The organism is Oscillospiraceae bacterium (assembly GCA_009780275.1).
Classification (GTDB): domain Bacteria; phylum Bacillota; class Clostridia; order Oscillospirales; family UBA929; genus WRAI01.
Window position 1 is genome coordinate 39,230 of the sequence record WRAI01000015.1, and the last position, 15,517, is coordinate 54,746.

General features: G+C 47.0%; 15 protein-coding genes and 1 tRNA gene. 9 read left to right on the plus strand and 7 right to left on the minus strand.

Going from position 1 to position 15,517, the window contains the following annotated elements:
• Positions 1–29: 29 nt before the first annotated feature.
• The 4 genes from FWE06_05805 (at position 30) to FWE06_05820 (ending at position 4,863) form a co-directional block, all read left to right on the plus strand.
• On the plus strand, positions 30–1,931 hold the full coding sequence (locus FWE06_05805; GenBank protein ID MCL2546695.1) for an LCP family protein: 1,902 nt from the start codon (positions 30–32) through the stop codon (positions 1,929–1,931).
• Between the two features lie 19 nt (positions 1,932–1,950).
• Positions 1,951–2,289 carry a ribosome silencing factor gene (gene rsfS, locus FWE06_05810; GenBank protein MCL2546696.1) on the plus strand — a complete coding sequence of 113 codons (339 nt, stop codon included), beginning with the start codon at positions 1,951–1,953 and terminating at the stop codon, positions 2,287–2,289.
• 19 nt (positions 2,290–2,308) lie between these two features.
• Entirely contained in the window at positions 2,309–4,723 is a 2,415-nt protein-coding gene (gene leuS, locus FWE06_05815) for a leucine--tRNA ligase (protein ID MCL2546697.1), read from the plus strand.
• A gap of 63 nt (positions 4,724–4,786) precedes the next feature.
• A tRNA-Arg gene (locus FWE06_05820) sits at positions 4,787–4,863 on the plus strand.
• A gap of 87 nt (positions 4,864–4,950) precedes the next feature.
• On the opposite strand, the gene FWE06_05825 is transcribed toward FWE06_05820, so the two are convergent.
• The 4 genes from FWE06_05825 to FWE06_05840 all read right to left on the minus strand — a co-directional run bounded on the left by FWE06_05825 (position 4,951) and on the right by FWE06_05840 (position 7,738).
• Positions 4,951–5,418, minus strand: coding sequence for a GyrI-like domain-containing protein (locus tag FWE06_05825; protein ID MCL2546698.1), 468 nt, complete (start codon positions 5,416–5,418; stop codon positions 4,951–4,953).
• A gap of 296 nt (positions 5,419–5,714) precedes the next feature.
• Positions 5,715–6,182, minus strand: coding sequence for a hypothetical protein (locus tag FWE06_05830; protein MCL2546699.1), 468 nt, complete (start codon positions 6,180–6,182; stop codon positions 5,715–5,717).
• Positions 6,183–6,339: 157 nt separating this feature from the next.
• Complete coding sequence (locus FWE06_05835; GenBank protein ID MCL2546700.1) at positions 6,340–7,296, minus strand: MerR family transcriptional regulator; 957 nt, start codon at positions 7,294–7,296, stop codon at positions 6,340–6,342.
• 271 nt (positions 7,297–7,567) lie between these two features.
• Positions 7,568–7,738 carry a hypothetical protein gene (locus tag FWE06_05840; protein MCL2546701.1) on the minus strand — a complete coding sequence of 57 codons (171 nt, stop codon included), beginning with the start codon at positions 7,736–7,738 and terminating at the stop codon, positions 7,568–7,570.
• Between the two features lie 184 nt (positions 7,739–7,922).
• On the opposite strand from FWE06_05840, the gene FWE06_05845 reads away from it, so the two are divergent.
• From FWE06_05845 to FWE06_05855, 3 genes are all read left to right on the plus strand, one after another.
• Positions 7,923–11,255: a CehA/McbA family metallohydrolase gene (locus tag FWE06_05845; GenBank protein ID MCL2546702.1), complete on the plus strand. Its 3,333-nt coding sequence runs from the start codon at positions 7,923–7,925 to the stop codon at positions 11,253–11,255.
• A gap of 291 nt (positions 11,256–11,546) precedes the next feature.
• Complete coding sequence (locus FWE06_05850; GenBank protein MCL2546703.1) at positions 11,547–12,284, plus strand: sigma-70 family RNA polymerase sigma factor; 738 nt, start codon at positions 11,547–11,549, stop codon at positions 12,282–12,284.
• Entirely contained in the window at positions 12,281–13,009 is a 729-nt protein-coding gene (locus FWE06_05855) for a hypothetical protein (protein ID MCL2546704.1), read from the plus strand. Before FWE06_05850 ends, FWE06_05855 begins: the two co-directional genes overlap by 4 nt.
• A 267-nt stretch (positions 13,010–13,276) precedes the next feature.
• On the opposite strand, the gene FWE06_05860 is transcribed toward FWE06_05855, so the two are convergent.
• Positions 13,277–13,438 carry a hypothetical protein gene (locus tag FWE06_05860; GenBank protein MCL2546705.1) on the minus strand — a complete coding sequence of 54 codons (162 nt, stop codon included), beginning with the start codon at positions 13,436–13,438 and terminating at the stop codon, positions 13,277–13,279.
• A 365-nt stretch (positions 13,439–13,803) separates the two neighbouring features.
• Here FWE06_05860 and FWE06_05865 point away from each other — a divergent pair, with 365 nt between their 5' ends.
• Entirely contained in the window at positions 13,804–14,055 is a 252-nt protein-coding gene (locus FWE06_05865) for a hypothetical protein (GenBank protein MCL2546706.1), read from the plus strand.
• Between the two features lie 64 nt (positions 14,056–14,119).
• On the opposite strand, the gene FWE06_05870 is transcribed toward FWE06_05865, so the two are convergent.
• Together FWE06_05870 and FWE06_05875 are read right to left on the minus strand one after the other, a co-directional pair.
• On the minus strand, positions 14,120–14,266 hold the full coding sequence (locus FWE06_05870; protein MCL2546707.1) for a hypothetical protein: 147 nt from the start codon (positions 14,264–14,266) through the stop codon (positions 14,120–14,122).
• A gap of 174 nt (positions 14,267–14,440) precedes the next feature.
• Positions 14,441–15,004, minus strand: a complete 564-nt coding sequence (locus FWE06_05875; protein ID MCL2546708.1) for a copper amine oxidase N-terminal domain-containing protein — start codon at positions 15,002–15,004, stop codon at positions 14,441–14,443.
• Positions 15,005–15,220: 216 nt separating this feature from the next.
• On the opposite strand from FWE06_05875, the gene FWE06_05880 reads away from it, so the two are divergent.
• On the plus strand, positions 15,221–15,517 hold a 297-nt coding region (locus tag FWE06_05880), incomplete at its 3' end, for a hypothetical protein (GenBank protein MCL2546709.1).

A 15,517-nucleotide genomic window follows, 5' to 3' on the forward strand; every position in this document is an offset into this window, starting at 1 on the left:
GGACTTTGTCTTAAGCATGGAGGAAATGCATGAAAAAAGGGCTTTACCTAAACGATAACGCCAACGAGTCGCCAAGAAATCAATTGCGACGCGCAGAGAAGTCACTCCCTCCCCCCATGTCTCAGCGTGCGCAAGGCAAACGCACGCTCATTCAACTTGGTATAATGGGATTTCTTGTTGCGCTAATGGTTGGCAGTTTGTTCATGCCGGCATTTGTTGGCTCGCTTGCTTTCGACGAAACGCAAATCCAAGCCACGCCGCGTCCGACCCCGTCTTTCACTAACGATGAGGAACATGATGACACATTCCTTGATTTTGACAACGAAGACTTTGGTTTGGGTAACGAAGATTCGCTTGGCATGGGTCAAGTGTCAGCCGACGTCGATGAGAATCCGATAGGCGAGTCAGCGGTTGACGCAGCAGATGTTGATACGTCTGGCGAATATGCCTCCGGCGAAGACCCGGCCGATGAAAATACAGTTCTGACCCCTTTCGAAAACGACCCGTACGGCGAACTTCTTGTTCTTTTTGATACGCAGCAACCACTGTTGTTCTACCTCCACGCCGCCGAGACATTTTCAAGCGATGAAGATGCCGTGTTGCATGAGGCGCGAGGACCGTTGGTTGCCTTGCTGTTACTTTTCGCGCTATTATATATTATTCTGATTTCCGGATTCTTATATCTAGTAATTGGTGGCCGCTACGCCATAATTGGACGCCTTGCCATGGTTATCTCGGCAATTGTGTTGGCGATTGTACACTTTCTGCTGTTTGTCGGCATCGCCAGCCGAGTTGACGGGTTGTTCCCATTGGCTAATTTACTTTCGGTATTGACGGCCATCGGTTTGCTTGTGATGTGCTTTATTGTGCGCGTGCCGCGGCGGAGATTTCCTCGTGCCACAGCTGCTTTTATTGCCATTCTGCTGTTTGTGCCGACATTACCTGCCGTTGGTTCGGTGATGGCGTGGAACGCCACGGTCAACAACGGCATCCGCGCACCGGAAGGGCCAGGGCCGGATATAGGCAACTGGATACCGCCCGAGGACGAAGCACAAAATCTCATTCCCGTTTCGGAAAACCGCGATGGTGTATTTACTTTTGTCATTGTTGGTACAGACTGGGGTGATCCATTGACCGATACCATACTTGTTGCCACATTTGATACCAATGAGAACACGCTGAATGTGTTAAGTGTGCCACGTGATACGCAAATCGCACGCCCCAACGGCAGTTTGCGCAAAATCAATGAAGCCTATTTAATCGGGCTCGGCAACGACCACAATGTCCACAACGGCTTTATGCAATTGCGTATGGACTTGCAGCGCACCATCGGCATCGCACCGCAATATTACTTTGTTGTCAGCCTTAACGCTTTCAAACAGCTGATTGACGCCTTTGGCGGCGTGTATTTCGATGTACCACAAAATATGCGTTGGACAGACAGTTCACAAGACCTCTTTATCAACTTGCAACGCGGCTACCAACATTTGGACGGTTATCACGCCCTGCACTTGGTGCGCTTCCGTTCCTATCAAACCGGCGATAAGCGGCGTATGGAGGTTACGCAAGAATTCCTTGCGGCACTTTTCGAGCAAGCTACTGAAGACATTAACTTAAACACAATCACCAGTTCCATTGTCATTGCCGAACAGAATACGTACACCAATCTACGGCAAAATGAGCTGTTTTGGTTTGCCGAGCGGATTGCGCGCTTAGATGGCAATGACATTAATTTCCATATGATGCCGGGTGACTATTTCGCTTGGTATCGCCATGTTTCATATGTCATTGTCGATGCCGCAAACCGCCAAGAACTCATTGACATCGTCAACACCTATATGAATCCGACTGATGTGGAGGTTACGGCCGCCGATTTGGATTTATCGACGAGAAAAGACGACACCAATCCTTGGTACAGTAGAAATAGATAGTAGGAGAACAACGACATTGATGACACCATATGAAATTGCGCAAAAGCTCTTTGCCATTGCCGAGGACCGCAAAGCAAAGGATGTGCGTTTGCTGGAAATCACCGATTTGACGGTACTTGCCGATTATTTTTTGATTTGCACTGCCAACTCGACAACACATATCAAGACAATGGCCGACGAAATGGCATTGCGCCTTAAAGAACTTGGCGAACCTGCACGCAACATTGAAGGACACGGCAAAAATGTCTGGTTACTGCTTGATTTCGGCTGTGTTGTGGTGCATCTGTTTCTGCCTGAAGCACGGGAGTTTTATAGCTTGGATCGCGTGTGGGCAGATGCGAAGTTAGTGAGTCATTAATAATTAGGGAGAATTTCTCATGTCAGCATACACACCAAATGCCATTGAGTCTAAGTGGTTCAAGGCATGGCAAAATCACAGAATATTTGAAGCGCAGACAGGCTCGAGCAAAGAGAAACTCTACTTGCTCGTTGAGTTTCCCTACCCTTCGGCGCAAGGCTTGCACGTCGGTCATCCTCGCCCATATACAGCGTTGGATATTGTGGCGCGCATGCGACGTATGCAGGGCTATAACGTCCTGTTCCCAATGGGGTGGGATGCTTTTGGTTTGCCAACTGAGAATTTTGCTATAAAAAACAAGGTGCCTCCCGCCGACATCACGGCGCAAAATATTATCAACTTCCGTCGCCAATGTGATATGATGGGCTTTTCGTTCGATTGGTCGCGGGAAGTTTCAACGACAGACCCGTCTTATTATAAATGGACGCAGTGGATTTTTCTGCAAATGTTCAAACACGGACTGGCGTATAAAACAGAAATGCCGGTTAACTGGTGCATGTCGTGCAAATGTGTATTGGCAAATGAAGAAGTTATTGATGGTGCTTGTGAGCGCTGCGGCGCAGAGGTCGAGCGCCGACAAAAGAGCCAATGGATGTTGAAAATTACTGCCTATGCTCAGCGGCTGATTGATGATTTGAACAACGTCGATTATCCCGAGCGCGTCAAAGCACAGCAATGCAATTGGATTGGTCGCAGCGAAGGGACACAAGTGTCGTTTTTGGCCTCTGCGGAGGCAGGACGAGAGTTGGAATATTTGCAAATTTTCACCACCCGCCCCGATACACTGTTCGGTGCGACCTATATGGTCATTGCGCCGGAGCATCCGTTTGTTGAAAATAACAAAGCTGCTATCGAAAACTACGCTGAAGCTGAAGCATATCGCATCCAAGCGGCGAAAAAGTCCGATTTTGAACGCACCGAACTACAAAAAGAGAAATCGGGTGTGCGCCTGCAAGGTGTACATGCCGTCAATCCCGTCAACGGAGCTGAAATTCCGATTTTTATCAGTGATTACGTACTGGCCAGCTACGGCACAGGTGCCATTATGGCTGTTCCGGGGCATGATGAACGCGACTGGGAATTTGCTAAAACGTTCAATTTGTCGATTGTTGAGGTTATTTCCGGCGGCAATGTCCAGGAAGGAGCATATACTGGCGACGGCGTATTGGTCAACTCTGATTTCCTCAACGGCTTATCTGTCGCCGAAGCCAAGCAAAAAGCCACACAATGGTTGCAAGACAAAGATTTAGGCGAATCGAAAGTCAATTTTAAGTTGCGCGACTGGGTCTTTGCACGTCAACGCTATTGGGGCGAACCCATACCGATTGTTCATTGTCCAACGTGCGGTATAGTACCGTTGCCGGAAGATCAATTACCGTTGGTTTTGCCCGAAGTGCAATCCTACGAGCCAACCGATACGGGCGAATCCCCGCTGTCAGCGTTGCGTGAATGGGTGGAAATTTCCTGCCCTGCTTGCGGCGAACCCGCTGAACGCGAAACCGACACAATGCCGCAATGGGCGGGTTCATCGTGGTATTTTCTGCGCTACTGCGACCCGCATAATGATAAGGCTTTGGCCTCCCAAAAATCGTTGAGCTACTGGACACCGGTGGACTGGTACAACGGTGGCATGGAACATACCACCTTGCACTTGCTGTATTCGCGGTTTTGGCATAAGTTTTTGTACGATATTGGCATTGCACCAACTGTCGAGCCTTACGCCAAACGTACCAGCCACGGCATGATTTTAGCCGAGGACGGCGAAAAAATGAGCAAGTCACGTGGGAATGTTGTCAGCCCCGATGACGTTGTGGCCCAGCATGGCGCGGACACGTTGCGGCTATACATCATGTTCATCGGCGATTTTGAGAAAGCTGCATGCTGGTCGAGCCAAGCCATTAAGGGTTGCCGGCGATTCTTAGATCGCGTATGGGCGTTACAAGAGCGTGTTGTTACCGGCGATAATTATACGGCAACATTAGAAAGCGTCATTCACAAGGCAATCAAGAAAATCACACATGACGTATTGGAATTGAAGTACAACACGGCAATTGCGACCTTAATGGCATTATGCAATGATATGTACAAGCAAAAGTCAGTCACCCAGGCGGAGTTTGATGCCTTGCTGACTTTACTACACCCTTTTGCGCCGCATATTACCGAGGAACTATGGACATTGAGCGGCAACGATACTTTGCTGGCACAGCAATCTTGGCCAACGTATGATGAAGCAAAAACTGCAGATGCCACAGTAACTATCGCCGTGCAAGTCAACGGCAAAATGCGCGGTACGGTGACTTTACCGGCAAATGTACCACAAGAAGATGCCGTCGCTGCAGCAATGGCTTTAGATAAAGCTATTGCACACTTTAGTGGACGTAATCCCCCAAAAATCATTTATGTGCCGAATAAGATTGTTAATTTGATTGGATGATTTTGCTTTGTGGGCGGCCCCCCGCCCCTGCTCACTAGTTTCTCCCGCCAACTAAATACATGTGCGTCCGTAGCTCAGCTGGATAGAGTGTCAGACTCCGACTCTGAAAGTCGCAGGTTCAAATCCTGTCGGGCGCACCAATATGAGTGGCGGTATGGGATTTGAGATGTAAATTGCATCTCAAATCCCATACCGCCACTTATTTTTGATACTAAGGCATAAATTGCTTATTTTCTGCTGCGTTTTTCTTCCAGCGGATACCATATTTCCATTAAGGAATCCGGGTTATCTGCACCAAAAAACTTTTCTTTGTAATATTCGAGTTGACATTTCGAGCCATCATATTTACGCCATTTGTATTTTTCGTTGTTGGCTACCCAGTCTTGCACGTCTTTATCGCCAGACACCCACCACTTTGCAGGGCTGACTTCAAATATTGCCCATTCACATGAGGGAAATTCGATTGTAACAAAGTCACTGTCGTCAATTACACTATCTGTTTCAAATCCATAGAAAAATTGCCTTTCCTTTGGCATATTCCATAAATAGACACGACAATCGTATTTATCGGCTTTTTCAAAGGGGTTCTTTTCGTAATGTTCCTCAAAATGCTTACAGCACTCATGTTGATTCTTTACAGTTCCAAACATTCCGGTAATGTGCCGTTTATCCATTTTAACAATTTTCGGTTGCATAATATCTCCCCCTCGTTGTGTTTGCAAAAAATAAAATTTCATTATTGCTTGATACACCATCGGCGTAGTCGGTTGTGCTTACTCGCTACACAACACGGCACGATATTTATCTGCGTATAAAAGTTACAATGTGTCCTTGGGGTTGTATTGTCAAGGACTGTTTTTCGGGCATGGAAATACCCCATAGGGTAAAAGCGTGAAAAGCCTTGCCCTATGGGGTTTTGCGAAGATAATTTCAATTTTTACGGTATGGGTCTGCGGTTAGCCGTTAGCGGTGGAAATGCTTATTCGGTGCATTATTTACACGGCGGTAACGACATGAAAAACTCATGTTGTTCGGCGACAATTTTTTTGAAATCATCGAAATCAATCACATCAATATTTGAGAAACATATCAGATTTGAAGTGCATTTGTAAATCTCTCTGCCATCTTTTGATATGTAGTTGTATTTTACCGAACCACAAGTGGTGCAATCGTTATCGCATTTTTTCATCGACAAATCGTACCATTTGCCGGCATCTTCAAAAGGCATATCGCATTCAGCCAAAAGTGAGTTAATGCACCATGCCGGAACGCTTTTGCAAGCATAGAACTTGAAGGCAAATTCGATATTGCTGTCGTAAATCCTAATTCTTGCAATCTTTTTTCCACTGTGAACGAAATAAAGAGAAAAGCCTTTATTATTCAGCTTTTGCGGCAAATAGCCCAACGAAAACAAATATTCTACCATTTGTTTATAGATAGGTTTTTCATTTTCAATCATTGGATATAGCTTTTCCGTTAAAGATTGTTGTAATTTTGTCACTGTATATCTTACTCTATTTCCAAGCAATACTTCGATGATATATTACTGAGCATTATATCATCGAAGTATTGTTTTGATACGCCATCGGCGTGGTTGATTGTGCTTATTTTGGACGTTACTTACATTTCTTAATCGGAATAAAAATCGTAATAGAGAGAGGGCTGTCCACTAATCCAAATACGTCGCCTTCATGTAATTCAAGTCCCGGAAAGTCGTGCCTGTCGTGGTCAATCTGCCAATCTGAATTAATATCTCCAAATTCATTCCGTATTTGCCCGTATACATCGGGAATATCCAAACCAACAGCCGAAAGCGATGCGTATAAACCACCGGGAAGTTTCAATTCGTACAAATAATCGGGAATAGTTACATTTTCAGGTATTGAAACGCAGAAATCATAGGCTTCTCCCGGTCCCTTGTCCGTAGGCAGTGCCTGTGAATTAAATCCAAAGAACCTTGCCGTACCCAACAGGTTATTCTCTTTTATCCAAGGTAAGGTCGGACCGGGGTCTTCCGGCTCAATGCCAAAGTTGTGGTACGCAGCTGTCCTCATCGGCGGAAGTGTAGTGATGATAATATTCCTTGCCGCTGTTGTTGCTAATGTTTCGTTTGCATGATTTAGGTTTTCCATGGTTTTTATCTCCTTAACATTTCTTTGAGTCAAGGAAAGGGATTTTGCCAAGTCCATCATGGTTTTGTCGGTCAGCAGGTTAAAATTTAGTCGCACATCAGCGAATTCCGAGAGTTTGGCAGCAAAAATTTCAAGTAATGATTTGATAGTTTCCAATGCAGTAATTTCACCATCCAATGCCTTGATATTTTCATTAAAAATTTCGGTTACCGTTGCTGCATTTGGGTTATTCAGAATGACGGCAATTTGCTTAATGGGGATTTGCAGTTTGCGTAGAATTACTATTTGATGTAAGCGCATTATATTTTCGTTGTCATAAACTCTATATGAATAATCCTCCTTTCGTAGGCTTTTGACAAGACCGCTTTGCTCGTAATACCGTAGCATCCGCGCCGAGATACCAAGCGTTTTTGTAACCTGACTGACTGTTTGAAGTTCCATAATTTCGGCGTTCCTTTCCTGTTCTCAATACCGAGCATAAACTACGACATCGTGTTCGAGTCAAGCCTTTTCTAAAAAAAATTTTAATAAAAAATCCGCATTCGGATTTTAACCACGAACACGGGATAATATAAACTACCGACCCTGCCGTGGGCAAGGTGGCATGATGTAGATAATGTTTCTACCCACGGCATGAGTATACCACACAACCGCCCCCAAAAGCAAGCCTTTTCGATGGGGTAACTTTTTGTTACCCCATCGCTTGCCATGCCTACCGCTCCATACCAATATCGCGCTGTTTCGCCCTTGGCTCTTTGGGCATTAAATCCTCCACCGCTCGCTTGATTTTGTGAACATAGTTTGTATCGACTTTGAGTTTTTTGTATTGCTGATTGAATGTCGCTTTTTCGGCAAGCAATTTTTCGCTCGACTGTTGTCCCATACATGCCGTTAGTCACAGTTATTCTGGCTGGTAAAGCATTGATTTACTAAGGTTTTGCGCAAGTCCCCTAATAACACTCACTTTCATTTCATTCTGATTTTTCTTTTTTAGAAGAAAGACACTTGCACAATGGTGAAAATGCTGATATAATATTTCTAATTATAAAAAAACTGGGAGGTACACTATGAAAACGAAACGCGTATTGGCACTCACTCTCTGCTTGGTTATGCTGCTGGGAATGCTCGGCATGACAAGCATCGCTGACGACAGCTACGTCTGCGAATGCACCGTTCCCACGGCGGGGGACACTCCTAACTCATGGGCGCGCGATGACATGATACGCGCGCATTGTGCCGGCATTATCGGTGCCGCACTGCCCGACGGCGTGTATTTCCGTCAAGGTGCGCCGCGCTGGTATATCGCTGAATTGTTAGCCGATTACATGGTAGTATATACGGATACGACAGACATTTGGGATGTCGTGGCAATTTGGTTGGATGGCGCTGTTATGGATCCGATAGAACCCTTCCCTGACGTCCCTGAAACACATCCACAGTTCCGCGCAATTATGGCACTGGCGACAATGGGCATTCTGCAAGGCGGCGAGGTTGATGGTGTGCATGGCTTCCATCCTAACCGCACACTAACACGTGCCGAGGCGGCCGTCGGCTTATCGCGTATGATGACGGCTTTAGTCTACACTGTTCCCGGCTTCGTGACATTGGAAAATGTCTTTGCTGACTGGGGCATCCCCTCAGCAGAAGGCGGCATTCAGTCTTGGGCGCTTAATGCTGTGGCGTTCTTGTACTCTCATAATGTAATGGGTAACACAACCAGTGAAGAAAACCTTATTCCAGATGGCGAGGGTTGGTATACAAATTACATGTTCAACCCCAATCTCGGCTTTGACACGCAGCAACTGATTACCGGCATGGTGCGCATGTTGTTGGATGTGGAATGGCGCGAACCGCCAAATTGCACTTGCAATCCCGTCAGCATCTTTAATATATTCCGCTTGACAACCGATGGCTGGGACTCTCGCGAGGGCGGCGGCGGCAATATCGGCATGATTATCAATGAAGATGGCGTTTATACCGTCACAAATGTCGGCGGTGGTTGGCCGAGCGCAGCTTACACGCTCGATGAAATCCTTGCGCTGCCCCGTGACGACTGGGAGAACATTTCGTTGTATTATGACTTTACCGTTGCCGGCGCAACAAATATCCTTCTCGCTGGTGCTGACAACTATTCGCTGAGCTACTTTTTCTCGGGAGGCACCATTGGCACTGCCGATGACGACTTGCCCGCCGGCCATTATCGTGGCGTTGTTACGTTAGCCGAACTCTTCAACTATACCCGTGTCGGCATGGTGCTGACGCCAGTGTCCGGTGATGTCTTTACACTGAGTGATATTCGTATCTTCGCCATCGGCGGCCATGTGTCATTCAACGCATTCCAACTTGTCCAACGGCAAGCTGGCTGCAACTGTGACAGCTGCGACTGCTTGCCTACCCTGCCGCCGCTGAACATGGGGCGTACATACGAACGCATAGAAAATGCGGACGGCAGTGTTACGGTGACGGCAACATTCCACAACTGGGCAAACACTGAGGGCAGCGTCACAACGCGCATAGGCATTTTAGGCGACGGCACGTTAATTGACGGGCAAGATGAGGTCACCTTGATTGTTGCGCCCGAAGGGTACGCGACAGCGGCATGGACAGTGGAAGCCAACAACGGCAGCGCGCGTTTGATTGTGTCATCAAGCTCCAACGGCAGAGCGTGGGTTGATGATCGTGTCGGCCGCGTCAACAATCCCAATGGCACAGGCTGGGTTGCCGGTGACATTCATGTACATTCACGCTTCTCCGACGGTTCGGGCTGGATGGATGAGAACTTTACTGCTGCTGCACGAAATGGCATGGACTTCATCAACATTGCCGATCACAATAATTCTGCAGGCTGGTCAACAGCACAAACCGCAGCAGCTGAGCATAACATGATACCCATTCAAGGCAATGAAATGGGAAGTTTCCGCGGTCATGCGATATTTATGGGCGTGGATCGCAATCTAAATTATGAAACGGCCGCGGGCGGAAGCACCCGTGATGCGATTGCTTTGATGAAAGAGCATACCAACGGTCAAGGGCTGGCATTCGCGGCACATCCATATGACGGCACAGGGCATCCAAACCCGTGGGGCGTTTACGGCTATTGGGATTCCGATATCGACGGCATTGAAGTGTGGAACGGCTGGTACGCAGGCAATCATTGGGCAAACGTTCGTGCCCGCCAAACATGGGATAACCTAAATAATCAAGGCCGTCGCTTGACCGGCGTTGCCACGACAGACGCACATTTCGCCGAACATTGGGGCTTGGTATACACTGTAGCATACGTGCAAGAGCAAACGGCAGAAGGTATTTTAGATGCATTCCGTCAAGGCAATATGTTCGGCACGAACGGGCCTGTCATCAGCCTCTATGCCAACGAATATATGATGGGCGATGACACCAGGGAAATCATGCCTGAGGGCGAATATTTTACTGTCAATCTAAGCGGTTACTACATCAACGACTTGGCGCGTGTGCTGTTGATTAAAAACGGCGAAATTATTGAAGAATTTGATTTAGGCGGCGCACGTGAATTTGATGAAGAGGTAGAAATTTTCGTATATCCCGGCGACTTCATTCGCATGGAAGTTGAAGGTGTTGAAACCCTCTTACGTACACACACCGCAGGCAGTCACGCGCAATTCGCATATGCCATCTCAGCACCGTTTGCCTTCTCAAACCCGATTTTCTTTGGCGGCGAACGAAAAGGCAACGGCAATGGTAACGGCGGTGATGATATCCCATATGCCGACAGACTATTGTTGAATGTAGACTTTGCCGACGGCGAGGCAGCCGACAATTCCCCTATAGGCCGGGCGCTTGTTAACAACACGCATAACAGCAACGTCATTTGGGATGCAACGTTGGAGCAATACATCGGCGTTATCGGCGGCAATGCAGGAAATGCGTGGGCTGCACAACTAACTGAAGCTGAATGGACTAGCATTTCAAGCGGTGTGACGTTAGAAGTATCATTTAGAATGGACAGCCCTGTTGGTGCTGATTGGAGGGGCGTGTTCGGCAGTCAGCACGGCGCGGGTCTGGGGCTGTGGATATGGGACACGCATAATCCGGCATATATAACGGCTACCGTATCCGCCCCCGGTTGGCAAAATATTTATACCGGCGGCGTAGCAGTCGGGAATTGGGTTCATGCCGTAATGACATTTAATGGCAGCAGCCTGCAGTTGTACGTGAATGGCGTGTTTATCACGGCCGCCAATACCGGCGCGCTCTATATACCGGACGCCTCTACAAATTACCTTGTCATTGGCGGTGACACCGACGGTGAAGGCGGGATTCGATTCCCGTTTGACGGCGCTATCGGCGTGGCTCGCATGTGGGACACGGTGTTGACATCTTCACAAATCGCGACGTTGGCAAACCTCTCCGGCGTAGGATAAGCGCATAATAAGCACAATCAGGCGGCGAGCGTTTAAGCTTGTCGTCTGATTGTGCTTATAGTCTCACAAAGTGTAATGCCGATTTGACATTTTTACCAGCACATGCTATCATTTTATCAATTATTGCTATTGTATTCTCTTACAGCGCAAAACCATGCTGTTGGTGCGCGCCTAGGGCAGTTAGACACCCCAATTAGATAAAATTATTTTCTCCTCAAAAAAAGCACTTGAAAAAGCACAAACAATATGTTACAATTTAATGAACGAACAGACAATCGGAGGTGACGACTCTTGGCAAACGATACAATGGTAATAGAAACACCCCATGATTTGAATGGCCGCGCCGTTAAAGCCAATCAATGTCCCGATGAAATGGAGCAACTGATTTCTGATTTCAAGCCCTTTTTACACAGTCGTGCCGCGAAATATGCGTCAAACGGCAGCGGGGTTGAGCAAGATGAGTTGTTCAGCATCGCCATGGTCGCTTTTTACGAGGCTATTCAAGGTTATAACATTGACAAAGGGCATTTCTTCCCCTTTGCCAGCAATGTCGTGCGGTGCAATATTCTCGATCATATGCGCAAAGTTTACAGGCGCGAAAGAAGAGAAGAATTGCAATTGGACGAAGAGTGGGAAGAAGGCCACTCTTCAGTCATGAACGAAATGTCAGTGCGGGCCTATGAAAAAACACGACGGCGCGAATCCATTGTGGATGAAATTGAGCAGTTCAAAGCTGAATTGGCGCATTGGGGCATTACCATGGAAAGCCTCGCGGCACAGTCGCCCAAGCACAAAAAGCTTGCCGAAACTTACGCAGTATTGATTGCGCAAATGCTAGAATCGCCTGAGATTTTACAGACCATCCAAATCAAGCGTTATTTTCCTGTCAAAGAGATTTCAAAAATTTCAGGATTACCCCAAAAAAAGTTGGAACGCGCGCGAACATTTATAATAGCATCAATTATCATTAAGATGGGAGATTATGATATTTTGTCAGATTATGTAAGCGTCGGAGGAGCAAGCGCATGAAGGCCATTGTTATGAGCCATGAAGACGGCGGCACCTATGTATTGGATAAGGCAGGCGCCTTTAAGTTTGTAAAAGGATATGAGTCACAGCCAATAGGCCAAGAGATTGAACTGGAACCCGTGCTGCGAAAAAAAAACGAGGCAAGTAGGGAGAGGTCTTTTTTCCATACTTTCAAACCTGTTCTTTTGGCTGCTTGTCTAACATTCATAGTAGCATTGGGCGGTTTTATTTGGGCATGGAATTCGCAAAGTCTATCTATATACGTTGATAGCAATTTCAGCGTTGAATTGCAATTCAACCGATTTAATCGTCTCATCTCAACAAGAGCGCTCAATGACGACGGCGTGGAAATTGCTGATAATCTAGGGACGGGGTTAACACCTGCCGAGGCTGTTGTCAGCGTTGTTCGTGCGGCAAAGCAAAACACCAATGGCGAACCGCCAGCGGTGTTGATCAGTTTTCCCAATTGCACCTCTTATGACGCGGAAACACCGGCCATTGCCACCGCCATTTCGCAGAATGAGCTGGCTCACTTAGATATCACAAAATTGTATGCCGGCCGTTATCGGGCGTTGGCACGCGAACTGAGCGTCTCCCCCGGCCGATTGCGGTTGGTGAAGTATATGTATGACAATAGTCCCCAAACGCTTGACGAGTTACTGGATAAGCCGTTGGTTGACCTAAAAGATGCCGTTACCTTTATCGAAAGACCCTGCCCTGCGTAACTTAAATCGGCTGTTAAGCGGCGTAACAATTAACGACAAAACACCCTTTAATCCATTGGAGTTGTTTTGTCAAGGGCTGTTTTTTTAACCGTAGAAAAACCCCATAGGGTAAAGGCGTGAAAATCCTTTCCCTATGGGGTTTTACGTAGATAGTATTCATTTTGCAACAATATATATCCGTTTTATTTATGCTCCCAATCACTCCAACTCGCATTTTCTGTTAGTGGTCGCCAACAATTAAAGCCCTTGTTTATTTATTTATCCCCTTCACTTCCACGCACCATCTGCCCAGTAAAAGCGGTTTCCTTCGCTACTAAGAGCGATTAGTTTTGCCTTGCCGCATTCCTCACCTATACTTTTAAGTGTTGCGTCTAAAAGTGTATTGAAAAACGATGCCACTTCTTGTCCTAGAATATTCAGATCGTCCATAAGCAACCCATCTTTCCCGAACATTTTACGAAAAAAACAATTCCTCTAAAACACCCCCAAAATTTCGCCTCGCACGGCGAATATTTAAGTACAAGGCAACAACAGCGCTTTTCATAACATTGCTGACCGCATTGCGTTTCCAAGATTTGAATATGGGGTTTCTCCTCCTTTTTCACCTTGTTGAGCCAACGAAAAGGATTGCAAAGCGGCTCAACGTGGACAGCATGTTATGTTAATATATACCTTTGCCGGTTTGGATCCGGCCGCGAACCACGCAATCAACGCCAGTTTTATTCTAAATATTCCCGCATTGGTTGAAGACGCTTCTGGTTTAGTCCCTGACACCAAATAATTGCAACGTTACGATGGGGAATCATTTAGGTCACACCACTGGCGACGGTTCAAGCGGCAACTACTCCACGGAAAATGATGTTCTGGAGATTTTTCATTCCAAGGCTGAAATCCATGACATAGATACTGACGGGAGTCACTACATGGCATGGGATACAGTGAGCAACGGCGGCAATGCGACGCAAGGGATACATACATTGTCAGAATTGGGCTATGTCGTCCATAGTTACACATCATTTTCACTGACGATTCCGGCGAAAGGTTGACGAAGGGCACGGGGAGTTAACACGGCTACGCAAATTTGCTGCCGTCATCCCCGTGCCCATTTGGTTATTCTACTAAGTATATTCCAGCCAACATCACTACGCCGGAGCGTTTTTCATTAAAGCGTATTGTTGTCTCAGATGTGTTTTCCTGGTCAATTTCGTCAAAATGCGTCAGCGGCGTAACTCGTTCAACGTCATATGTCTCAGCCATTCGTCCACAAGCTCGTCAGCTTCAACTGTATGACCGATATGGTGTGCCTGCACATCCTTCCCTTGTTGCAATATCAGCCTGGCAAATCATAAAATTGATGTTTTCTCATACTCTATTCTCCTAATAAAAAAAATCACCTTGCAGGATACAATCCTGCAAGGTGATTTTCATTGCTTACATCATATCATCAGCGCCATACGTGTCAATATGCAAGTGCCCACCCTCAGAAAAAGCGGAGCCTGCGCCAAACACATCGCGAAAGAAACGCCCCTGCACAAAGAGCTCACCATCAATCACCACAGAAAGCGGTGTTTCCGTCTCCCAAGTAATGGCTTCGCCATCTAAATAGAATACATCATCACCCACTACAAATTCAATCTCCTCACGAGTCATGCTCTGCAATGAAACTTCACCGGTATCAACATCCCAATCCACCCATATACCAAACATAGCCATAACCGTAGTCAATTCCGCGTGGTTGGGGAAAATGTCGTCGCCAACACGCTCAAGGCGTGAGTTTGGGACGCCTACGCCGTCAAGCATAACGGGGGCTAAATTGCTGTCGTCACCGTTACCGTTTACTATGCCACCGTTTTCATAGCCATTGTCAGGAACAGTCGGAGCCGTCTGCTCGCCGCCATTTCCGCTGTCATTACCACTGTTTCCATCGCAGGCAAAGAGCATGACCACCATCAGCATAGCCATCAGAGCCAAAGATACTTTTTTGAGTTTTAACATTACTGTCGTCCATCCTTTTTTATGTTTTGCAAGCATGCCCATTGATTATAAATCAAAGTACATGCCTCTGTCAAGAATAAACGCTAACAGAAAAAAACATTTTTTTGAAAACTTTTACGGGTTTTTGGCATTTCGTGTCAATAGAAAAGCACTACCGAATTATTTCGGCAGTGCCTTTGTCTTATGGCCTTGCGTTACATTTTGTGCTCTCCCTTCTTGCGGTTTGCTATCGGGACAAAAACCAAACCGACTATTATTATTGAGGACGCCGCGAACAGTAATGCCCACACACTTATGATTCTGTCATCCCCTGTTCCAGGGTTAGCCCTCAACTCATTTGTGAGTGGCTCCGTTGATGAAAGTGCAGTTGTCGGCGTGTTTGTTGGAGATGGTTCACTTGGTGGAGGCTCACTCGGCGGAGGCTCACTCGGCGGAGGCTCACTCGGCGGAGGCTCACTCGGCGGAGGCTCACTCGGCGGAGGCTCACTCGGCGGAGGCTCACTCGGCGGAGGC